The organism is Bacillus cereus group sp. MYBK15-3, assembly GCF_051916765.1.
Taxonomy (GTDB): domain Bacteria; phylum Bacillota; class Bacilli; order Bacillales; family Bacillaceae_G; genus Bacillus_A; species Bacillus_A cereus.
Genome location: NZ_JBQAHG010000005.1, coordinates 353,498 through 376,863 on the forward strand (window position 1 = coordinate 353,498; position 23,366 = coordinate 376,863).

Genomic DNA, 23,366 nt, shown 5'->3' on the forward strand with positions numbered 1-23,366 from the left:
ATAAGTATAGAATTTATTGACTATAACAGTAATAACCCAAAAAAATAGCCCCTATGTCAAAAGACATAGAGACTATTTCAATTAAGCGTGAAGATCAGAAACTTCTTGTTCTTTCACTTCTTCTACTTTTTCGTTTACACGTTCAATAGTTGCACCTAATGCAGCTAATTTCTTATGGAAGTTTACATAGCCACGGTCAAGATGTTTTAACTCAGTTACACGAGTATAACCTTCTGATACTAAACCAGCTAAGATTAATGCAGCTGCAGCACGTAAGTCAGTTGCTGCTACTTCAGCACCTTGTAAGCTGTTTGGACCGTTCATAATAACAGAACGACCTTCAATTTTAATATCAGCATTCATACGACGGAATTCTTCAACGTGCATAAAGCGGTTTTCGAATACCGTTTCTGTAATCATGCTTGTTCCATCAGCTTGTAGTAATAATGCCATCATTTGTGATTGCATGTCTGTTGGGAAACCTGGGTGAGGCATAGTTTTAATATCAACCGCTTTTAACTTATCTGGGCCGATAACACGTACACCTTCGTTTTCCTCAATAATTTTAACACCCATTTCTTCCATTTTCGCTGTAATTGAGCGTAAATGTTCAGGTACAGCATTTTCAATTAAGATGTCTCCACCAGTAATTGCTGCTGCAACCATGAATGTTCCCGCTTCAATACGGTCAGGAATAATAGAGTGGTTTGCACCATATAATTTATCAACGCCTTCGATACGAATCGTTCCAGTTCCAGCTCCGCGTACTTTTGCTCCCATCGCATTTAAGAAGTTAGCTAAGTCAACGATTTCTGGTTCTTTCGCTGCGTTTTCAAGAATTGTTGTCCCTTTTGCTAATGTAGCTGCAGACATAATGTTTTCTGTCGCGCCTACGCTTGGGAAGTCTAAGTAGATTTTAGCTCCTTTTAGTTCTCCCTCAACATATGCCTCAACAAAACCGTTACCAACCTGTACTTTTGCTCCCATTGCTTCGAAGCCTTTTAAATGTTGGTCAATTGGACGTGAACCAATTGCACATCCACCAGGAAGTGCAATACGAGCACGACCGTTACGTGCTAATAATGGTCCCATTACTTGAACAGATGCACGCATTTTACGTACATATTCAAATGGTGCTTCAATGTTTAGTTCTTTAGAAGAATCGATTGTTACTTGATTATTTTCAAATACGACTTCAGCATTTAAATGACGTAATACCTCATTAATTGTGTATACATCAGACAAAACTGGTACTTCAGATAGTACATTCTTTCCATCACTCGCTAATAGGGCTGCAGCGATTATAGGTAATACAGCATTTTTTGCGCCCTCAACACGCACTGTGCCGTTTAACCGCTTTCCGCCACGGACGATGATCTTTTCCAAATTATTCCCCTCCGTGTCCTTTTTTCAGTATCTATTCACTCAATACTCAGAAGTTATGATCGGTGTGCCAACCACAATTGTATCTTTGTTGTCTGTAGAACGTATTGCTATTTGCACATTTATTTTCTCTCTATTTGTTGAAAGAGCGTCATCCCACTTTTTATTGTATGCGGAGACTGACACAAATGCTCTTTCTTCTACTTGTTCGATCGCTCTTGCTGAAAGATCTTTCAAAACCTGATTGGTTTTATTTTGCAAAACACCTTCAATCTTATCATTCAGTACACCTTGAACACAAGTGTAAATTATAGGTTTTTCACTAAAAATTTTATTCATGTTTTGAACATACTTCGGGTCCCATTTCGCCCCACTTACTTCAAAGATAATGAAAGTGTTTTCTTTAGTATTTTCTTTACTCCAAGTTACTACTACTCGTTCTTCATAAGAAGAAAGCTTTTTATAGGATGTAGCTTTATATCCATCTGGAGATTGCTCTACTTCCCACTTTTGAATATTTGCCTTTTCCTTCACATCGTTTAACAACTTTTGAAACGTATGTATGTTAGAAATTGTTTTTGTTTCTCTCGCTAACCATGACCATTTTTCTACTTTAGCATCATTTTTCTCTAAAGCCTTGATCATGCTCTCCATTTTCTGTTCATCGCTTATCGGTTTCATCTCTCTATATCCAACCAAAAATAAAACAACACTAAGTGCAACAATAAGAATGGCTTTAAGCTTCAATTTCATCCCCTCCTATCCCCATTGTTAACGGAGATTTGAGGTTCTATACACTTACTTTACTAAATACGTTAAACTCTTCGAATAGCCTAAATAATCAAGGAAAAAGTTACTTACAGATGTCCCAATTGCAATTGTAATTAAGATGAGTAATACTCGCGTCTGCAGCACTTTTCCGGACTTCATTAAACGCTCAATGTGAATGCCTTGTAAGGCCCACCACGTAATGGTAATAAACAATAAATGCGAAACAATGGCAATCAGTGCTTGTTGCCCTAAAAGTTGTGCCAAAAAATCGACCCCTTTTTACTCAGCTACTACTTATGAAAGAATATAAAAACGATACCATAATAAGTAGGAGCTACACTTTTTCAAATGCACATAGACATCTTACATTTTACATCGTGATTTTCTTTCCAAAAACGTATATCTACATTACAAGTTAACACAAAATAAAAAGCGCAGAGTACTGACTCCACACCTTTTATTTTCACTATTGTACCACGTTCCCTAAGAAGAAGAAATCTTTCATTAATGGAAAATATTCATAAAAGAAATTGTACCCAATCATCGGCATAATCCCTAGTATTACAATCGAAATTGCACAAAGACTCATAACAACCTTTATATTTAACGGTAACCGTATTCTCTCTTCTGTCTCTCCTGTGCGGAAAAACATTTGTTGTAAAATACGGAAATAATATACGAATGAAACAACTGTCGTACCCATCATAATCGAAGCTAGTACGTAATGTGCTGGCTCTACATGAAGCGCGCCTAAAAAGATATTAATCTTTCCAATGAAGCCAGCCGTTCCTGGTATCCCAGCCAACGATAAAATAAAAATTGTCATCATAATCGCTGCAAATGGCGACCTTTTATATAAACCTGTGAAAATCGTTATATTTTCCTCATCATTTTGTAAGATTAAGCCGTGGATGATAGCAAATGCACCTATATTCATAAGCATGTATGCCAGCATATAAAACCACATGCTATCCATCGTAAATGGTGATAATGCCACAAGTGGAACGAGTAAATACCCTGCATGAGCAATGCCCGAATAAGCAAATAAACGCTTTATATTGTATTGTTTTAACGCGACTACATTCCCAACAATCATCGTAATACTTGCTAGCACCGCAATATATATACTCATATGCCCATATAAAGATTGCATATCTCCTTGTATTAATACACTTGCAAAAACCATAAGGAACAAACGAATAATGAGTAGGAAACCAGCAATTTTAGAAATCGTTCCAAGAAAAGCAGTAACTGGTGTAGCCGCTCCTTCATATACATCAGGTGCCCACATATGAAACGGCACTGTGGCAATTTTAAATGAGAGACCAACTAGCAATAAAAGAAATGCGAGAGCTAACAATAACTGAATACCACTAGCGAGTTCCCCAGTGAGTACCTTTTGCATATCTACAATGTTAGTTGAACCTGTAATACCGTATAAATAACTCATTCCGAAGAGCGTAATCGCCGTTCCAATTCCTCCGCTAATGACGTATTTCATTGCCGCTTCATTTGATGCACGGCTCTTTTTTCGTATTCCTACTAAAATATAAGAAGAAAGTGAAAGTAACTCCAAACCAACGAAAAGGGTAATGAAATCAACACTAGAAGCCATGAACATCGCACCAAGAAGTGCCATTAAAAATAAGTAATAATATTCACCCTTATCTTCAATTGGATTCTTCTTATCATCGCTCATTGCGGTGCATAAAATGAGGGCTGAGGCACCTAATAGCAACGTTTTAAACCCTTTTGAAAATCCATCTAACACAAACGATCCATTTAAAATATCTCCTGCTGGTTCGCTATATAGGGTAATTAATGACACGATTGCTAATACGATAGCAGCAATCGCACCAAGAGCTACATATCTATGGTTCAGCTTAAAAAACAAATCACATATGGAAAGAAGGATGGCGGCGCCGAGAATAATAAATTCTGGCACCATTAGATGCCACGATAAGCTAAGTAACGTATTCATATCCATCCTACTTCACCCCCAATGTTTTCAATGTATTTTGAAGCGGATCCCCTAGTAACTCTGGCATAACTCCAATTGCAATAATACAAAAGATAAGTAGTAAAACAGGGACATACTCCCATCCGTGTATATCAGATTTTGCTTCCCACTCTTTCTTTCCAAATGTCACTTGAAGTGTCGCCCTTAATACATATACAGCGGTTAAAATGATGCCAATCACACCGACTGCAGCAATGACGGGCTCTCCTTGAAATAAACCGAGAAAGGCAAGAAATTCACTAACAAACCCAGACATCCCTGGTAATCCAAGCGATGCCATTCCTCCTGCTAAAAAGAATCCGCTAAGTATCGGTACACTTTTCGCAAGTCCGCCTAGCACCGTAATATCCGAAGTTCCAAATCGTTGTTCTATAACACCCAGTAGAAAGAATAGCAAGGCTGCAATTAAACCATGTGATACAACTTGGAATAGCGCTCCTTGTGTACCAGGTGCATTAAGTGACGCAAGTCCCATTAACACAATTCCCATATGCGAAATACTAGAGTAAGCCAGTACTTTCCTAAAGTCCGTTTGGATGAGCGCTAAAAAGGCACCGTATAATAAATTAATTACGCCTAATATCGCAATTAGTGTTGCAACATCGTGAAAATATTCCGGGAATAGCCCTTTCCCGAAGCGAATAATACCGTACGCTCCAATCTTCAGCAAAACACCCGCATGAAGCATAACTACAGCTGGATGCGCTTCTATGTGTACATTGACCATCCAGCGGTGCAACGGAAAAACAGGTAGTTTAATTGCAAAGGAAATCATTATGGCAATAAATACACTAAGCTGCAAACTACTTGGGATGACGAGTACTCCCTCTGCGTTTATGCTTCTTAATATCTCTTTCAGCTCCACAATATTTGTTGTACCTGTTTTCGCGAACAAAATTGAGAAAACAATGAGCAAAATAGCTGAGCCAATACCGTTATATATTAAATAACTATACGCAGCCTTTTCACTCGACAATTTCCCCCACTTTCCAATTAATAAGAACATTGGTGGCAACGTAATTTCAAAGAAGATAAAAAACAACATTAAATTTTGAGCAGCAAAGACACCGAGCATTCCTATTTCTAGCATGAGTAATAGCATATAAAATGCTTTTAAATTTCTTTTAATAGAAAAGGCTGCAATTGCTGCAAGCATCGCTAGAAGAGCCGTCAGTACCATCATGACAAGCGACAAACCATCAATACCGAGCTCGTAATAAATAGAAAACCACCTTTTATCCACCGCTGTAAAATCGCCGAACTTAATCCATTTCACCTTTTCATCAAATAGGGACAAATTCTTTCCAGAAGCATATGTACAAGCGAGGACGATAGCGATTCCAAATGGAAGTGCCGTCCCAAATAAGCCAAGCGCCCGCACTGTACGCAATTCCTTTTTCGGTGTTAATACAAGCAATAAAATTCCTAAAAGCGGGGAAAAAATGAAGAACGTTAACAACAAATCATTCATCGTAAATCCCCTCCCGTATAGAGCAAAATAATGACGAGTACAGCGAGCGAAACCGCCGTTACAGTACCGTACACTTGTACATTCCCGTTTTGAAGTTTCGATCCAAGATTACTTGTGCCTTTAACTACACTTCCAATTAAAACTGCAATTCCTTCGACTACATACACTTCAAATAAGCGAAGCACATGAGCGATTCCTTTCGTAATAGGGATCACCGTCATGTTGTATAGTTCATCCACATAATATTTTTCTTTCAAAAGATTATAAAGAGATGTTTCCGTACCCCCAGCCCAATCTCTAGAAATTGATTTCTTGCCATATATGAAATATGCAAGAGCGATTCCCGCAAATGAAACGAGTGTCGCAACAATCATAATCCAAACTGGTCCATGCGCTTCTTCAACCTTAAACCCTACATCTTTCGTCAACCAATCTCCGAGAAATGTCCCAAACCATGGTGTATTTATATATCCTGCCACTACCGCAAGAACGCCGAGAACAATCATTGGATACGTCATAACGCGAGGCGATTCATGCACTTCTTCCTTCGTCTTCGTTTCTCCAGTAAAGACAAGAAAGTAAAGGCGGAACATATAAAACGCTGTTAAAAACGCCGCAATTACTGCTAAAGTAAATAAAACGTAATTGCCATTCATCCACGTCGCCGCTAAAATTTCATCTTTGCTGAAAAAACCGGAAAGCAGCGGAACACCGCTAATGGCAAGGGTACCTATTAAAAATAGCGTACCAGTTACTTTCATCTTCTTCTGTAAACCGCCCATTTTATTAATGTTTTGCGTATGCACAGCATGAATTACACTTCCTGCCGCCAAAAATAGTAGTGCTTTAAAAAAAGCGTGTGTCGTTAAATGGAATATACCAGCTACATAACCGGCAGAACCTAACGCGAGCATCATATACCCGAGCTGGCTAACTGTAGAATAAGCAAGCACCCTCTTTATATCTGTTTGCACAAGACCGATAGAGGCCGCAAAGATTGCAGTGAAAGCTCCAACGATTGCCACTGTCTGCATCGCCACTGTACTTGCTGAAAACAGAGGAAACATCGTCGCTACTAAATATACGCCAGCTGCGACCATCGTCGCCGCGTGAATAAGTGCCGAAACGGGCGTTGGCCCCTCCATTGCATCTGGCAACCACGTATGAAGCGGGAACTGACCTGATTTCCCCATCGCCCCGATAAAAATTAATATCGCTGTTATTGTAATCATGTAAGGAGGTAAATCCCCTGTATAAATCGCCCTAAATATTGCGTCATATTCAAAACTACCTGCGTACCAAAAAATTAAAATCATCCCGATAAATAAACCAACATCCCCAATACGGGTCATAATAAAAGCCTTTTTTGCAGCAGCCTTCGCTTCTTCTTTAAAGAAATAAAAACCGATAAGTAAAAATGAACCAAGGCCAACTAATTCCCAAAATATATAAAGCTGTAATAAATTCGTTGATATAACAAGCCCTAACATCGCAAATGTAAAGAGTCCTAAATATGCGTAAAAGGTTGGTAATCGTTCATCACCTTTCATATAACCTTTCGAATACACATGTACAAGTAGACTCACAAGCGTCACGATAAATAACATTAAAGCTCCTAATGCAGTCACTTCAAAGCCGAATGATATATCCACATCTCCAGCTCTAAGCCACACCCACTTATGCTTCACGCTTGCTTCTGAAAACCTTTCTATTAACACAAGTACCGCAAGTATAAAGGAGAGAAAGACGAAAAAAATACTAAGTACGCTACTTCCTTCTCTAATTTTCTTCCCGAATATAATAAGTAACAAAAACGAAACGAGTGGGAAAAGCGGTATGAGCCATGCATAATCGATCATTGTTTCCTTCCCCCTTTTTCGGTCACAATGCTATCCTTTAAGCGTATCCATTTCATCCACCTGAACTGTCGTACGATTACGATATAAAGCAATTAAAATAGCGAGTCCTACCGCCGCTTCCGCTGCCGCTACAGCCATCGTAAACAGTGAGAAAATTTGACCTGTTAAATTCGGAAATAAGCCTAATTTACTAAACGCCACTAAGTTTAAATTGGCAGCATTCAGCATTAATTCGATACAAACTAATACGATTACTGTATTCCGCTTTGTTAAAGCTCCAAATAGACCGATGCAAAACAAAATAATCGCAAGTGTTAAATATGCAGAAGCTGGAACGCTACTCATTGGAATCCTCCTCTTTCTCATCCTTTTTCGCAAGTACAATCGCGCCAACGAGTGCTACAAGTAAAATAACTGAAGTTAGTTCAAATGGGATAATATATTTTGAATAGAGAAGTGTACCGATTTGAAGTGTGTTTTTTTCATGGAGAGGTAAACTTCCTTGTGTGCTTTCATTTGCAAAATCAATATTGTTAACAGCGAAATACATAACTGCCCCAAATACTACAACCGCAAAGAAGATAATCCATTTTCGAAGAGTAAGACGCGATTCATTTTCTGCGTTATGTTGCGTTAACATAATGCCGAAAATCATAATAATTGTGATTGCACCAGAGTAAAGTAAAATTTGTGCAACGCCTATAAATTCAGCTGATAAAAGAAAATACAAACCTGCAATGCTGAGAAATGTCAGAACGAGAGCTAGCATCATGTGCATAACTTTCGTTAAGTTCAACATAAGAACACCGCCGATAATTGCAGACAAGGATAGTATAAAGAATGCTACAAACTCGCCATTCATGCCTTGTTCTCCTTCCTGACGTTTTCGTCGTTTTCGTCAAGCCACTGCAAATTTTTAAATAAGTCATCACGTGAATATTCCGCGAGTTCAAAGTTATTTGTCATGACAATTGCCTCTGTCGGACAAACTTCTGTACATAAATCACAAAGAATACAAATTTCAAAATTAATATCATACGTGTCGATAATTTTTCCTTTTTTCGTAGGATCCGGATGTTTCTTTCCTGTTAACTGAATACAGTCTGTCGGACAAATGTTAGAGCACTGATTACAAACAATACATTTCTCCGGATAAAATTTTTGAATTCCTCGAAAACGGTCTGGCAACGGCAACGGTTGATTTGGATAATCATACGTTACCTTCTTCTTGCTCAAATTACTTAATGTATATTTTAATCCTTTAAATAGTCCTTTCATCTCTTACTGGCACCCCCCTCATAGATTAGAAGAATAACTCCTTAATCAATGCCGTTAAGAAAATATTTGCAAGTGCAATCGGCAATAATACTTTCCAACCAAACTCCATTAACTGGTCACCTCTTATACGCGGGAACGTAACGCGGAACCAAATTAATAGAAAGACTACACTGCTAAATTTCAAAGCAAACCATACGGCACCTGGGATAAATCCAAGAAACATGACTGGATTCCATCCGCCTAAAAAGAGCACTGTAATTAACGATGCCATCCCGAAGAAATATACGTACTCTGAAAGCATGAAAAACGCCCAGCGAAAACCTGAGTATTCCGTATGATATCCAGAAACAAGTTCTGACTCCGCTTCTGGCAAATCGAATGGCGTTCTATTTAACTCTGCAACTGCTGCGATTAAGAAAACGACGAAGCCAATTGGCTGTACGAAAATGTACCAAACCTTCTCCTGCGCCGCTACAATCTCATTTAAATTCAGGCTACCAGCTAGCAAAACGATACCAATTACACTCATTACGAGCGGAATCTCATAAGAAATCATTTGCGCCGCCGCACGCATCCCTCCTAAAAGGGAATATTTATTATTCGATGCCCATCCCCCAGTTACAACACCTATCGTCGTAATACCGGAAACAGCGATATAATAAAGTAACCCGACTCCAATATCTGCAAATTGAAATTTATCAGTGAACGGGATAACTGCAAGCACCATAAATGCTGGTGCAAATGCAATGACAGGTGCTAATATAAACAGCGGTTTATCTGCTGCTTTCGGAATACTATCTTCTTTCAATAATAGTTTTAAAACATCAGCTACCGTTTGCAGTAAACCAAATCGGCCTCCAACCTGGTTTGGGCCAATCCGCCCTTGCATAAACCCCATCACTTTCCGTTCTGCCAAGATTCCATATGTAACGAAGCCAAGGACTGCAAATAGTAGAAGTACCGCTAATCCGAAAAAAATGAAGAAATTCGTCCAGCTTGAAGGTGATTGTAAGAGCGTCTCAATCATTAGCCATCAACCTCCCCAAGTACAATATCAACTCCACCTAAAATCGTAATTAAATTAGCGATGTTTTCACCTTTCAATAACTTCGGTAAAATTTGCAAGTTATAAAAAGATGGCCTACGAAACTTCAAACGGTACGGCTCTTTCTTTCCGTCACTAGCGATATAACACCCAATCTCTCCGCGCGGCGATTCGATACGTACAAATGCTTCTCCCTTAGGTGCCTTAATAATTTTTGGTACTTTTGCCAGCACAGCTCCATCTTTCGGGAACTGCTGAACCGCTTGCTCAACAATCTTTAAAGACTCCTCGATTTCTTGCATTCGGCAAACGTAGCGATCCCAAGCATCTCCCACGCTTCCAACAGGAATATCAAAATCAAAACGATCATAAATCGAATACGGCTCATCTTTGCGAAGATCCCAGTTTACTCCAGTGCACCGCAAATTTGCTCCGCTTAAAGAATACGAAATCGCTTCTTCCGCGCTATATATACCAACGCCTTTCACACGATTTAAGAAAATCTCATTACCGCTAACAAGATCATGATAACCTGCCAGTTGCTCTCTCATATACGGAACAAACTCTTCCACCTTTTCAATCCAACCATCTGGCGCATCCCACTTCACACCACCAACTCTCATATAGTTAAAAGTAAGCCGTGCCCCGCATAATTCATTTAATAAATTTATAATCATCTCTCGTTCACGAAACGCGTACAAAAACGGGCTAACCGCTCCTATATCAAGAAGATTCGTCCCCCACCAAACGAGATGGCTGGCAATTCTTCCTAGCTCCATCGCAAGTACTCGCAAGTATTCGGCACGCTCTGGAATTTCAAGCCCCATCATCGTCTCTACAGCATGGCAAATGACGTAATTATTCGTCATAGCTGATAAATAGTCCATTCGATCTGTATAAGGGATAATTTGCGTATACTGTAAGCTCTCAGCGATCTTTTCCGTCCCGCGATGTAAATACCCAATAACAGGTGTAGCTTCTTTAATAATTTCCCCGTCAATCTTAATTACGAGCCTGAACACACCATGTGTACTCGGATGCTGAGGTCCTACATTCAAAAGCATCTCTTCCGTGCGGATCATAGCTACACCTCCACATCATACGGTTCATAGTCTTTTCTAAGCGGATATCCTACCCAATCCTCTGGCATTAAAATACGTGTTAAATTCGGATGCCCTTTAAATATAATGCCGAGCAAATCGTATGCTTCTCGCTCCGGCCAGTCAGCCCCTTTCCAAAGCGCTGTCACAGATTCGACTTGCGGCGTTTCTCGGTCTAGCTTTACCTTCACCGCTACCGATTGTTTCTTACTATATGAAAACAAATGAACATACACTTCCATATGTGTCACAAAATCCGTCGCATGTAGCTCTGACATATAATCAAAAGCAAGTCCCTCATGGAATCGCAGTGACTCCATCACTTCATAATATTTTTCGGGATCCACCACAAGAGTTGGCACATCCTTTGACAGTTTATTAATGTAGGAATCTACTAATGCACCCTCTCCTAACTTCTCCCTAATAGCCTCAACATACTGATTTAAATACGGCTGATTTACGGACAGTTCTTCCTGCTTCGGCTCATCCTCTTTCTTACCTTCAGCCCCCTTTGTCTTCGCTCTTGCAGCCGCTGCTGCTTTCGCTTTTGCCGTTGCAATTGCCTTTGCCTTTTCATCTCCCGAATCCCCATCACCTTGCGAGGCTTTCTGCTTCGCCAATGCTGCCGCTTTTGCTTTTGCAGCTGCCACCGCCTTCGCCTTGGCTTTCGCTTTTTCTTCTTCCGTTACTTCTTCTGTCCCTTCTCTTTTCTGCTTCGCTAACGCCGCCGCTTTTGCCTTGGCAGCTGCCGCTGCCTTCGCCTTGGCTTTCGCTTTTTCTTCTTCCGTTACTTCTTCGGTTCCTTCTCTTTTCTGCTTCGCTAATGCTGCCGCTTTTGCTTTTGCAGCTGCTGCCGCCTTCGCCTTGGCTTTCGCTTTTTCTTCTTCCGTTACTTCCTCGGTTCCTTCTCTTTTCTGCTCCGCTAACGCCGCCGCTTTTGCTTTTGCAGCTGCTGCTGCACGTCGTTTTGCTTCTTCTATAGTAATATCATCTTTTTTTGGTAGCGCTTTCTCTTTTTCTTGATCTTCTTCCTCAAGCTCACTTATTTCCGCCTCGTGTTTCGCTACAAGGCGTTTTCTCGCTTCTTCTTTTGCACGCCTAGCTGCTTCTTTTTTCAGCTCCTCTAAATCTTTATTTGGATTGCTCATTTATTCGTCACCTGCTTCCCGGTCTTTGCTTCGTAACGAATTTTTTCTTTTAATTTATTAATTCCATAAATTAAAGCAGCTGGATTTGGGGGACAACCAGGAATATACACATCAACTGGTACAATTTGGTCTACACCTTTCACAACAGCATATGAATTTACATACGGACCACCTGCTGTTGCACAAGATCCCATCGCAATAACCCATTTCGGTTCGGGCATTTGATCATATAAGCGCCGAACAATAGGAGCCATCTTCTTCGTTACCGTTCCCGATACAATCATGACGTCCGATTGCCTTGGTGAAGTCCGAAAAAATGACCCAAATCGATCTAAATCATAATGTGATGAGCCTACTCCCATCATTTCAATTGCACAGCACGCCAGTCCGAATGTCATCGGCCATAAAGAATTGCTCCTCGCCCATCCTTTCAACTGTTCCAATGTAGAAAAAAAGATATTTCGTTCTAATTCTGCTCGCTCATTTGGATGTAATTCCTCAAAATTTATAACCATTGTAACACCTTCTTTTTCCAAGCATACGCTAATCCAACTAGCAACATTACAACAAAGATGAGCATTTCAATTAATGCAAATAAACCTAGCTTGTCATACGCAACAGCCCAAGGATATAAAAATAAAGTTTCTACATCAAAGATCACAAACAATAAAGCGAAAATATAATAACGAGCATGAAACCGAATATTTGCATCATGAAAAGGCTCAATTCCACTCTCATACGTCGTCGCCTTTGCTGCACTTGGTTTATTTGGGCGCAGCATCCTTCCTAATGTAAGAGCCACTACCGGCAGCAATATACCTAATAGCAAGAAAATCAAAACGATCATATAACTATTTTCATATACACTTGCCATTGTGAAACCCTCCCCCCTAAATTAAGAACAAGTTCACATAGTAAACAATATGTCCTAGTTGCAGTAATTATTATTTTTAAATTTTTCTAAATAATGCAACTATTCTAACCATTATAGCAAACTTCAAATTCCTATGTCGATATGTTGGGAGGCAGAAACAAGAATTATTAAAATCTATCTTTACAACTTGCTATAATTGTGCAAAATAAATATAAACTTATATATGCTTTTCAAGAAACCGTAGGTGATATAAATGAAAAAACAAACACATGTAAGTATTCTTATAAGCATTGTATTGCTGTCTATAACGCTTCACTATGTAGCGATGCCTTTTCTATATGAATACTCATTTTCTTTTCAGCTATTAATCGGAACGAGTACCCTATTAATTGATATTATCGCTTGTAGTTATATACTTTATTTTTCAAACATGAAAGAAGGGCTATCTCGTTTATTTTGGATCATATTATCTGTTGGAGCTCTCTCTTATTTTATCGGTGATATAGTCGTTGCCTATCAGCGTTTAATTGTAAAGGACTTCTATACGTTCGTTGATCCATCTGACTTTTTTTACTTACTTTTTTTAGTTAGCTTTACGTTTGCCTTTCTATACGAAATCATTTATAACCGAGATTTATTAGAAAAACTTTTTATGCTATGTGATATTTGTATTATCGTTACAGCCCAATTTACTTTAAGTTACTACTTACTTATTGAACGAACTATTCATATCTTTACAACATCCTATATCGACATATTTGTTCAACTTACCTATCCAATGGCTGATTTACTCTTTCTCTTAATAGGAATCAACCTTTTATTCAAACCACTATCCTTATTACCTAAAAAGGTCGGTGCACTTCTTGGCAGTGCTTTAATTTTATATGCTACTACAGATGCGATTTATGCGTATATAAAATACTTCATACCAGAGTATTCTATGTTTACAGTTACTCCTTTCTATCAAGTAACCTTAGTACTAGTAGCAATCGCCTGTATTCTCCATACAAAAAAGCCTGAAAAACAAGAACAAGTACTACTAACACCTAAAATTGGTGAATCAATCCGATTATCATTACCGTATATTTCGGTAGTAATGCTTATTGTTTTTATATTAGTTGAATACGTTTTTGCGCCTATTATAGTAATCGGACTTATAATAACTTTCTCTTTCGTTCTCATACGTCATAGCTTAGTTCGAAAACAAAATAAAATATTATTGTTTGCTCAAATGCAATTCAACTCAGAACTCGAGAAACAAATTAAACTACGTACAGAAGATTTAGTAGAACAGAAAAATGAACTCTATCATAATCAACAAATGTTTAAATCTTTATACGAGCATCATCCAGATCCAATCTTCACATTAGATTTGTACGGTAATTTTCTCAAAGTAAATAACGCTGGCACTACTTTACTCGGTTATCAAACGAATGAATTATTAAACCAGCCTTACTATTCACTCATATACGAAGAAGATTTAGAAGAAATGATTAACGCCTTTCATCGCGTGAAAAAGGGGTATTCTATCTCTTTAGAAATACGGGCTTACCATAAAAGCAGAGATATTTACTACTTGCACGTTACCGCCGTACCGATCTTTTTAAAGGAGAAAATTTCTGGGGTTTATTTAATGATTAAAGATATTACAGAAAGCAAACAACAACAAGAACAAATTAATTTCCTAGCATACCATGATACTTTAACAGAGCTTGCAAATCGACGTGCATTTCATCAACATTTAGAACAGGCAATTGCGCGAGCAAAAATATCGAAAAAGCCTTTTGCTGTTATGTTTCTCGACCTAGACCGTTTTAAAGTTATTAATGATACCCTCGGTCATCGAGTAGGAGACCTATTGCTCATCGCAGTAGCAAAAAGGCTCGAAAGAATAGCAACATCAAATATGAAACTCGCGCGGCTAGCTGGGGATGAGTTCACAATCCTTATCGAGAATTACAAAAAAAAGCCAGATGTCCAAAAAATAGCTGATAGGATTGTAACGGCCATGAATGAGCCATTTGAAATCGAAAATCAACATTTACAAATCTCACCGAGCATCGGAATTGCAATATATCCTGAAGCAGGTGAAGATGCGCTATCCATTTTGCAGCATGCTGATATGGCCATGTACGAAGCAAAGAATAAAGGAAAAAACGGTAGCTCTCTTTACACGAAAGAACTATATAAAAAAATGGAACGAAAAGCTCGAATTGAAAAAGATTTGCCAATCGCTTTAGTAAACAAAGAATTTTATCTCGTTTATCAACCACAAATTGATACGACAACAAATAAAATTATCGGCGCTGAAGCTTTAATACGTTGGAAACACCCACTATTAGGTGACATTTCACCATGTGAGTTTATTCCAATTGTAGAAGAGACGCCACAAGTAGTCCCACTTGGACATTGGGTATTACAAGAAGCTTGTCTCCAATTAAAAATATGGCATACCTTTGGCTACCAAAATTTAAAAATAAGTGTTAATCTATCCGCAAAAGAGTTCCGGCAAGATCAATTAATTGAAAGCATTTCACAAATATTAAACGACGTGCAAGTCGATCCAAAATATGTAACACTTGAGTTAACAGAAAGAATTGCAATGGTTGACGAGAAAGAAACGTTATTAAGACTGAAGCAATTAAAAGAATACGGTATCCAAACTTCCATTGATGACTTCGGTACTGGATACTCTTCTCTTGCTTATTTATCAATTTTTCCAATCGACACATTAAAAGTACCGAGAGAATTTACACAATTAGCTGATCATCGTCCTGAAGAACGAGCCATCGTTTCTACAATACTTTCCCTCGCGAATACTTTAAATCTTTCAGTCGTCGCCGAAGGAATTGAAACCGAAAAACAACTTAAGTTTCTGCAAAAACATAACTGTAAATATATGCAAGGTTACTATTTCAGTAAACCACTTACTAGCAATCAGTTTATAAAGTTTCTACAAAAAACCCCCAGTATGAACAAATAATTCATACCGGGGGTTTTTTAGTGCTAAATATTTTTCTCATAATATTCTTCTGCAATCTCTTCGTAAAAAGCTGCAGATGTCGTATAGAAATATGGAATTAACCATAAGAATCCAATCCCTAACGTAATACAACTTAATATAAACCAGCCAATAAAACTTAAACATAAAATGAAATACTCCATCTTATGTCCATCCATCATACGACGACTTTCTGTAATAGCTTGGTTCAGTGAATACTCAGGATGATCGTTTATAATAAAGTATGTCATCGCATAAGAAAATGATTTAATAATACCTGGAATAATGAACAATAACGTCCATAAGAAAAGATAAAGATTTACTAATAAATATAATAAAAATGATTTTAGAAATCTCTTTCCCTCTGAAAACCAAATGAATACATTACCAATACTAGCTTGCTTTTCACGAAGGATATTTAAACCAAGGTAATATCCACCTAAAGTTAACGGTCCAGTAACAAAAAATGTAAGAATATTCGTTGAAAGTGAACCATTTGTTTTTTGCCAACCGAAAATCAAAGAAAATCCCCAATCAACACTAAAACTAAAAGCCGTGATAAGAATTGAAATGAGTAGTGTAGCTCCAACAGCTAATCCCCATTTTCCTTCTAATGAATCTAGTGCTTCTCCTTTTAAATCACTAATCATGCGTAGCCTCGCCTCCTATACACAATAATTCTATTAGTATAGCATGTTCCTATTGAAATTCACCTTTTGAAATATAGCGATAAAAGTGTGCTGTCGTCGTACTCATATACGGACTAAGCCAAAGAAATCCTATTCCAAAAGTAAGAAGCGCTAAAATAGCCCATCCTATGAAGCTCAGCCATAAAAGAAACAAATCTAACTTATGACCCTTCATAAGATTCTTACTTTCCTTCATCGCCTGCGAAACACTATATTCTGGATTTTCAATCATCACATAGTACGTCAGTGCATAAGAAAAATACATCACAATCATACCAACGATTGAAATAGCTAGTAGTACACAGATAGCAATAGCAAACGACGCATTTCCTTCTTCACCAAAAAATGCAAATAAGGCTACTAACAATATCGGAATCCATGTACCTGTATATAATAAAATTGCAAGCATTGCCCATATTGTTTTCATCATTCTTTTAAAGCCACGAAATCCTTCGAATAAGTAATCTACTTTAGCATCTTCTCGTTTACTAATCTGTAAAAATACATTTGTATAACCGTATGATGTAATCCCATAGGATGCACTACTCAAAATTATCATAATGCAATAAAACATCCCGAATGTAACACTTGCTCCATTTGATATTGTTTGCCCTTCAAGTGAACCTACTAAACCAGCAAATAAGAGAAATATAATAATTCCTGGAATTAATAGTATAAGCATTGCAGCCATCGAAACAACATAACTTAAAATAAAATATAAAATTGTTGATCCAACACCTAGTCCCCATTTTCCCTTTAAAGAGTACAATGCTTCTCGCTTCATTTCACCAATCATTGATTCATCCCCTTTATGAAATATAAATTGTTGTACACTTCTACTTATACAAGCATCAATATAATTATACCAGTTTTGTAAAATTATCCATAAAATACACAAAAAAAATCCGTAAAGGCAAAGCCCTTACGGATTTTTTCACTTCATATCGGAAACGTTTAAACGGTTCACGGCACGTTGTAATGCCATTTCTGCACGTTTAAAGTCAACATGTGCTTGTTTATCTTGCAGACGTTGCTCAGCGCGACGCTTCGCTTCATTTGCGCGATGGATATCGATATGGTTTGCTTCTTCAGCAGATGATGATAATACAGTCACTTTATCTGGACGAACTTCGATAAAGCCACCGCTTACTGCTACATAATCAGTGTGTCCACCATTTTTCAGACGAACTGCACTAATTTTTAATGGTGCAACAGTTGGAATGTGACCTGGTAAGATCCCCATTTCCCCACTCTCTGCTTTTACACTTACCATTTCTACTTCTTTTTCGTAAACCGGTCCATCAGGAGTTACAATACTGACTGGAAATGTCTTCATACTTCGTCCCTCCTAAGGCCTTACGCCATCATTTTCTTCGCGTTTTCAATAACTTCTTCAATGCCACCTACTAAGCGGAATGCATCTTCTGGAAGGTCATCATATTTTCCTTCTAGAATTTCTTTGAAACCACTAACTGTATTCTTTACAGGTACGTAAGAACCTTTTTGACCTGTAAACTGCTCAGCTACGTGGAAGTTTTGAGATAAGAAGAATTGAATACGACGAGCACGATGTACAACTAACTTATCTTCTTCAGATAACTCATCCATACCTAAGATAGCGATGATATCTTGAAGCTCTTTATAACGTTGTAAAGTTTGCTGTACTTGACGAGCTACTTCATAATGTTCTTCTCCTACGATTTCTGGAGAAAGTGCACGAGATGTAGATGCTAATGGATCTACGGCTGGGTAAATACCCATTTGCGTTAAACGACGCTCTAAGTTTGTTGTTGCATCTAAGTGAGCGAACGTTGTAGCTGGTGCTGGGTCAGTATAGTCATCGGCTGGTACATATACCGCTTGGATAGACGTGATAGACCCTTTATTTGTAGATGTAATACGCTCTTGTAATTGACCCATTTCTGTTGCAAGTGTTGGTTGGTAACCTACCGCAGATGGCATACGACCAAGAAGGGCAGATACTTCAGAACCCGCTTGCGTGAAACGGAAGATGTTATCGATGAACAGAAGTACGTCTTGTCCTTGCTCATCACGGAAATGCTCAGCCATTGTTAAACCTGTTAATGCAACACGTTGACGTGCTCCAGGTGGCTCGTTCATTTGTCCGAATACCATCGCAGTTTTCTTGATTACGCCAGAATCGCTCATTTCGTGGTATAAGTCATTACCCTCACGAGTACGCTCACCTACACCAGCGAATACAGAGATACCACCGTGCTCTTGTGCGATGTTGTTAATTAATTCCTGAATTAATACTGTTTTACCTACGCCGGCACCACCGAATAGGCCGATCTTACCACCCTTAATGTAAGGAGCAAGTAAGTCTACTACTTTAATACCAGTTTCAAGAATTTCTACTTTAGTAGATAATTCTTCGAATGCAGGTGCTTGACGGTGAATTGGATCACGATGTACATCTGCAGGAACCTCACCATCTAAGTCAATTGCATCACCTAATACGTTAAATACGCGACCAAGTGTTACATCACCAACTGGTACAGAGATTGGTTTACCAGTATCTTCTACTTCTGTGCCACGAACAAGTCCATCTGTGGAAGACATTGCAACTGTACGAACTGTATCATCACCTAAATGAAGTGCAACTTCAAATGTTAAGTTAATACTTCCGTTTTCGTTGCTTTGTTTTACCGTAAGGGCGTTGTAGATTTCTGGTAGCTTTCCGCCATCAAACTTAACGTCTACAACCGGACCCATGATTTGCGTAACGCGCCCTTTATTCATCGGGTTCCCTCCTAGCTTTCTTTTAATTAGCCAACTTTCTACGAGCAGCTAGCTTTTAATTTTTTATTGGTTTATAGCTTACGCGACTCTTTTGACAGAGCCGCTTCCGCCTTTTAATACTATTCTAACGCTGCTGCTCCACCAACGATTTCCGTAATTTCTTGCGTAATCGCTGCCTGACGCGCACGGTTGAATGAAAGTGTAAGTGAATCGATAACTTCCATTGCGTTGTCTGTAGCACTCTTCATTGCTGTCATACGCGCTGCGTGTTCACTTGCTTTACCGTCTAGTAATGCACCGTACACTAAGCTTTCTGCGTATTGTGGCAATAGTACTTTTAAAATTTCTTCTTCAGAAGGTTCGAATTCATAAGCTGTCGTCGGTTTGTCAGACGCCACATCAGTAAGCGGTAAAATTTTATTTTCCGTTACCTCTTGTGAAATTTTACTTACGTAATGGTTGTAGTAGATGTACAGCTCATCATAAGCACCATCTGCAAACATCGCAATTGCTCGAGAAGCAAGGTCTTTAATATCAGTAAATGATGGGTGGTCAGATAATCCAACTACTTCATCAATAATGTTAAAGCCGCGACGTTTTAAATAATCACGTCCTAGTCGTCCAAGCACAATAATAGAATATTGGTTTGAATCCATATTATGACGTTCACGAATTACGTTACTTACTGTACGTAATACGTTACTGTTATAACCACCTGCTAGTCCGCGATCAGACGTAATAACGATGTATCCTGTACGCTTTACAGGACGCGCATTTAGCATTGGATGATTAATCCCTTTGCTTCCTTGCGCAATGCTCGCTACTACTTCTTGAATCTTTTCCATATACGGAACGAAAGATTTAGCATTTTGCTCTGCACGGTTTAACTTAGATGCAGATACCATCTCCATCGCTTTCGTAATTTGACTCGTTTTCTTTGTCGAGTTAATCTTCGCTTTTATATCGCGTAAAGATGCCACAGGTTTTCACCACCTTTTTTCCGGAAGTTGGCACGATTAGTAAGAATCCTCTTCCTAATCTACGTTGCAAGATATTCTTGCTCATGATTGAAGGAAAAGAATAGGTGCACCTACTCTTTTCCTTTACATGACCTTTAGCAATCTCAGAGCCCGAGATGCCTTTTATATATACTATCTAGCTCCAGCGGCTTGAATGCTCGGTGGCTTCACTTCTTCCTACGAGGCAAACACCGCCTCTTCGTCAGAAGCTCCATCCCCCTCACATTCACAACGAGCCGCTTCCGCTTTTATTAATCTAGTTCCGCCTCCTAGCCCCTTTCGTCTAAGAACCTTCCCCACAAGAAGGTAAAAAGCACCTTCTGTGAGAAAGAACCTTAGCCGATGGGGCTGAACAGTCGGCTTCACTTTTTATTATTATTCAGAAGCTACAAATACTTTTTTAAATCCATTGATTGCTGCTGCAAATTTGTCGTCATCCGCAAGTTTCTTAGTTGTGCGGATTTCTTCTAATAAGTCAGTCGCATTAGAATCTAACCAAGCATGGAATTCTTCTTCAAAACGAGTGATATCTACTACTGGGATATCATCTAGGAATCCACGTGTTAAAGCGTAAAGAATGATAACTTGTTTCTCTACACGTAATGGTTTGTGTAATCCTTGTTTTAATACCTCAACAGTACGAGCACCACGGTTTAATTTCGCTTGAGTTGCTTTATCAAGGTCAGAACCGAACTGAGCGAACGCTTCTAACTCACGGTAAGATGCAAGGTCAAGACGAAGTGTACCTGATACTTTACTCATTGCTTTAATCTGAGCAGATCCACCTACACGAGATACAGAAGTACCCGCATCGATCGCTGGACGTACGCCAGAGAAGAATAGGTCAGATTGTAAGAAGATTTGTCCATCCGTAATAGAAATTACGTTTGTTGGGATGTATGCTGATACGTCCCCTGCTTGTGTTTCGATGAAAGGTAGTGCAGTTAAAGAACCGCCGCCTTTTGCATCACTTAATTTTGCTGCACGCTCTAATAAGCGAGAATGTAAGTAGAATACATCCCCTGGGTAAGCTTCACGACCTGGAGGACGACGTAATAGTAATGACAGCTCACGGTAAGCCGCTGCTTGTTTTGATAAGTCATCATATACTACTAATACGTGTTTACCATTGTACATGAACTCTTCACCCATTGTTACACCAGCGTAAGGAGCTAGGTATAATAATGGAGCTGGTTGAGAAGCAGATGCAGTTACAACGATTGTGTACTCTAATGCACCGTGCTTACGTAGTGTTTCTACTACGTTACGTACAGTTGATTCTTTTTGTCCAATTGCTACGTAGATACAAATCATATCTTCATCTTTTTGGTTAATGATTGTATCAAGTGCAACTGCTGTTTTACCAGTTTGACGGTCACCAATGATTAACTCACGTTGACCACGGCCAATTGGTACAAGAGCATCGATCGCTTTAATACCTGTTTGAAGTGGCTCATGAACAGATTTACGATCCATTACACCTGGTGCTGGACTTTCAATTGGACGAGTGTTTGTTGTATTGATTGGGCCTAAACCATCAACTGGTTGACCTAATGGGTTTACAACACGACCAATTAGTTCTTTTCCTACCGGTACTTGCATGATGCGACCAGTACGACGAACTTCGTCACCTTCACGAATTTCTGTGTAAGGTCCTAAAATGATAATACCTACGTTATTTTCCTCTAAGTTTTGTGCTAGTCCCATAACGCCGTTAGAGAACTCTACAAGTTCACCAGCCATAACGTTATCAAGACCATGAGCACGCGCGATACCGTCACCAACTTGGATAACTGTACCAACATCACTAACTTCGATTTCAGACTGATAGTTCTCGATTTGTTGCTTTATCAGTGCGCTAATTTCTTCAGCTCTGATGCTCATGTGCTTCACCCCTATCTATTCTTCATTAATTCACGCTGAATACGTGCTAATTTTCCTTGTAAACTTCCGTCATAAATGCGATTTCCAATACGTACTTTAATTCCGCCTAGTAAATCTTCATCTACAACATTTTTCACGCGAATTGCATCTTTTCCTGTTCTCTTCGCAAATGCTTCTGCAATGTTAAGCTTCTCTTCTTCTGATAGAAGACGAGTAGAATATACAGTTGCGTCCGCTACGTTACGTTCTTCATTAGCAAGAACAACATATTCATCTGCAATTTCAGGTAAGATATCAATGCGTTTGTTATCAATTAAAATATATAACGTATTTAAAATAGATTCAGAAACAGATCCGAATACGTTTGCAAGAAACGTTTTCTTTTGTTCCTTTGAAATGTTCGGTTGCGTTAAAAAGCTATGTAGTTCTCCGTTCTTTACATAAACGTTTTGTACAAGGCGTAATTCCTCTTCAAACATTTCTAATACGTGTTTTTCTTTAGCAATTTTAAAAAGAGCGACAGCATAACGTTTTGCTACAATCCCATTGCTCATCGCGCTTCTCCTACTTCTTTAATATAATCGCGAATTAACTTCACTTGATCTTCTTCTTTTAATTCTTTTTCAATTACTTTAGAAGCAATTTGAACAGATAAAGAAGCAACTTGTTCTTGTAAAGCAGCAATTGCTTGCTCTTTTTCGCGTTGAATTTCTTGTACAGCAGATGCTTTAATTGATTCTGCTTCTTCTTTCGCAGCAGCAACAATAACATCTTTTTGATCTACAGCTTGCTTTTTCGCTCTTTCGATTAACTCTTGTGCTTCAACACGTGATTGTTTTAACATTTCACGTTGTTCTTCTACTAACTTCTTCGCCTCAGCATTACTTCTTTCTGCAGCGTCGATTTCATTAGTAACATGCTCTTCACGTTCTTTCATAATTCCCATTAAAGGACCCCACGCAAATTTGCGTAGCATTACTAATAGAAGTAAGAAAATGAACAATGTATAAGCAATCGTTCCAAATGGAATGGCAGCACCTAATAATAAAGTTGGCACAAGG

At 38.7% G+C, this 23,366-nt stretch carries 23 protein-coding genes; 1 reads left to right on the forward strand and 22 read right to left on the reverse strand.

Annotation, left to right across the window (positions count from 1 at the left end; genetic code table 11):
- Positions 1-81 precede the first annotated feature (81 nt).
- The 14 genes from murA to nuoA form a co-directional block, all read right to left on the reverse strand.
- Positions 82-1,386: a UDP-N-acetylglucosamine 1-carboxyvinyltransferase gene (gene murA / locus ACTFR8_RS21755; protein ID WP_000411274.1), complete on the reverse strand. Its 1,305-nt coding sequence runs from the start codon at positions 1,384-1,386 to the stop codon at positions 82-84.
- Positions 1,387-1,425: 39 nt separating this feature from the next.
- Entirely contained in the window at positions 1,426-2,130 is a 705-nt protein-coding gene (locus ACTFR8_RS21760) for a YwmB family TATA-box binding protein (protein WP_000767916.1), read from the reverse strand.
- A gap of 51 nt (positions 2,131-2,181) precedes the next feature.
- Positions 2,182-2,418, reverse strand: coding sequence for a DUF1146 family protein (locus ACTFR8_RS21765; RefSeq protein ID WP_000057889.1), 237 nt, complete (start codon positions 2,416-2,418; stop codon positions 2,182-2,184).
- 202 nt (positions 2,419-2,620) lie between these two features.
- Entirely contained in the window at positions 2,621-4,135 is a 1,515-nt protein-coding gene (gene nuoN / locus ACTFR8_RS21770; protein ID WP_033668383.1) for an NADH-quinone oxidoreductase subunit NuoN, read from the reverse strand.
- 7 nt (positions 4,136-4,142) lie between these two features.
- Entirely contained in the window at positions 4,143-5,645 is a 1,503-nt protein-coding gene (locus ACTFR8_RS21775; RefSeq protein ID WP_100619727.1) for an NADH-quinone oxidoreductase subunit M, read from the reverse strand.
- The gene (nuoL, locus tag ACTFR8_RS21780; RefSeq protein WP_000568224.1) at positions 5,642-7,504 is read right to left on the reverse strand and encodes an NADH-quinone oxidoreductase subunit L; all 1,863 of its coding nucleotides are present in this window, start codon (positions 7,502-7,504) and stop codon (positions 5,642-5,644) included. Before nuoL ends, ACTFR8_RS21775 begins: the two co-directional genes overlap by 4 nt.
- Before the next feature lie 30 nt (positions 7,505-7,534).
- On the reverse strand, positions 7,535-7,849 hold the full coding sequence (gene nuoK, locus ACTFR8_RS21785; RefSeq protein WP_000100079.1) for an NADH-quinone oxidoreductase subunit NuoK: 315 nt from the start codon (positions 7,847-7,849) through the stop codon (positions 7,535-7,537).
- Positions 7,842-8,366: an NADH-quinone oxidoreductase subunit J gene (locus ACTFR8_RS21790; RefSeq protein ID WP_098536827.1), complete on the reverse strand. Its 525-nt coding sequence runs from the start codon at positions 8,364-8,366 to the stop codon at positions 7,842-7,844. The genes nuoK and ACTFR8_RS21790 overlap by 8 nt, the downstream gene beginning before the upstream one ends.
- Complete coding sequence (gene nuoI, locus ACTFR8_RS21795; protein ID WP_000677191.1) at positions 8,363-8,782, reverse strand: NADH-quinone oxidoreductase subunit NuoI; 420 nt, start codon at positions 8,780-8,782, stop codon at positions 8,363-8,365. Before nuoI ends, ACTFR8_RS21790 begins: the two co-directional genes overlap by 4 nt.
- Before the next feature lie 25 nt (positions 8,783-8,807).
- On the reverse strand, positions 8,808-9,809 hold the full coding sequence (gene nuoH / locus ACTFR8_RS21800) for an NADH-quinone oxidoreductase subunit NuoH (protein WP_000573426.1): 1,002 nt from the start codon (positions 9,807-9,809) through the stop codon (positions 8,808-8,810).
- A complete protein-coding gene (gene nuoD / locus ACTFR8_RS21805) occupies positions 9,809-10,909 on the reverse strand; it encodes an NADH-quinone oxidoreductase subunit NuoD (RefSeq protein WP_000621434.1) in 1,101 nt (366 codons plus the stop codon). Before nuoD ends, nuoH begins: the two co-directional genes overlap by 1 nt.
- 2 nt (positions 10,910-10,911) lie before the next feature.
- Positions 10,912-12,075: an NADH-quinone oxidoreductase subunit C gene (locus ACTFR8_RS21810; protein ID WP_044585023.1), complete on the reverse strand. Its 1,164-nt coding sequence runs from the start codon at positions 12,073-12,075 to the stop codon at positions 10,912-10,914.
- Entirely contained in the window at positions 12,072-12,590 is a 519-nt protein-coding gene (gene nuoB / locus ACTFR8_RS21815; protein WP_000236331.1) for an NADH-quinone oxidoreductase subunit NuoB, read from the reverse strand. Before nuoB ends, ACTFR8_RS21810 begins: the two co-directional genes overlap by 4 nt.
- Positions 12,581-12,949, reverse strand: a complete 369-nt coding sequence (gene nuoA, locus ACTFR8_RS21820) for an NADH-quinone oxidoreductase subunit NuoA (protein ID WP_000179273.1) — start codon at positions 12,947-12,949, stop codon at positions 12,581-12,583. Before nuoA ends, nuoB begins: the two co-directional genes overlap by 10 nt.
- A 253-nt stretch (positions 12,950-13,202) precedes the next feature.
- Between nuoA and ACTFR8_RS21825 the strand changes: the two genes are divergently transcribed.
- Complete coding sequence (locus tag ACTFR8_RS21825; RefSeq protein WP_000745004.1) at positions 13,203-15,932, forward strand: EAL domain-containing protein; 2,730 nt, start codon at positions 13,203-13,205, stop codon at positions 15,930-15,932.
- 23 nt (positions 15,933-15,955) lie between these two features.
- On the opposite strand, the gene ACTFR8_RS21830 is transcribed toward ACTFR8_RS21825, so the two are convergent.
- From ACTFR8_RS21830 to atpF, 8 genes are all read right to left on the reverse strand, one after another.
- Positions 15,956-16,600, reverse strand: coding sequence for a DUF975 family protein (locus tag ACTFR8_RS21830; protein WP_000622467.1), 645 nt, complete (start codon positions 16,598-16,600; stop codon positions 15,956-15,958).
- Positions 16,601-16,649: 49 nt separating this feature from the next.
- The gene (locus ACTFR8_RS21835; protein WP_100619725.1) at positions 16,650-17,537 is read right to left on the reverse strand and encodes a DUF975 family protein; all 888 of its coding nucleotides are present in this window, start codon (positions 17,535-17,537) and stop codon (positions 16,650-16,652) included.
- Between the two features lie 36 nt (positions 17,538-17,573).
- The gene (gene atpC, locus ACTFR8_RS21840) at positions 17,574-17,975 is read right to left on the reverse strand and encodes a F0F1 ATP synthase subunit epsilon (RefSeq protein ID WP_000847211.1); all 402 of its coding nucleotides are present in this window, start codon (positions 17,973-17,975) and stop codon (positions 17,574-17,576) included.
- 20 nt (positions 17,976-17,995) lie between these two features.
- Entirely contained in the window at positions 17,996-19,402 is a 1,407-nt protein-coding gene (gene atpD, locus ACTFR8_RS21845) for a F0F1 ATP synthase subunit beta (RefSeq protein WP_001032593.1), read from the reverse strand.
- Positions 19,403-19,521: 119 nt separating this feature from the next.
- A complete protein-coding gene (gene atpG, locus ACTFR8_RS21850; protein ID WP_000157696.1) occupies positions 19,522-20,382 on the reverse strand; it encodes a F0F1 ATP synthase subunit gamma in 861 nt (286 codons plus the stop codon).
- 414 nt (positions 20,383-20,796) lie between these two features.
- On the reverse strand, positions 20,797-22,305 hold the full coding sequence (gene atpA, locus ACTFR8_RS21855; RefSeq protein WP_000027518.1) for a F0F1 ATP synthase subunit alpha: 1,509 nt from the start codon (positions 22,303-22,305) through the stop codon (positions 20,797-20,799).
- Positions 22,306-22,316: 11 nt separating this feature from the next.
- Positions 22,317-22,859 carry a F0F1 ATP synthase subunit delta gene (atpH, locus tag ACTFR8_RS21860; RefSeq protein ID WP_000064683.1) on the reverse strand — a complete coding sequence of 181 codons (543 nt, stop codon included), beginning with the start codon at positions 22,857-22,859 and terminating at the stop codon, positions 22,317-22,319.
- Positions 22,856-23,362 carry a F0F1 ATP synthase subunit B gene (gene atpF / locus ACTFR8_RS21865; protein ID WP_001142618.1) on the reverse strand — a complete coding sequence of 169 codons (507 nt, stop codon included), beginning with the start codon at positions 23,360-23,362 and terminating at the stop codon, positions 22,856-22,858. The genes atpH and atpF overlap by 4 nt, the downstream gene beginning before the upstream one ends.
- Positions 23,363-23,366 lie beyond the last annotated feature (4 nt).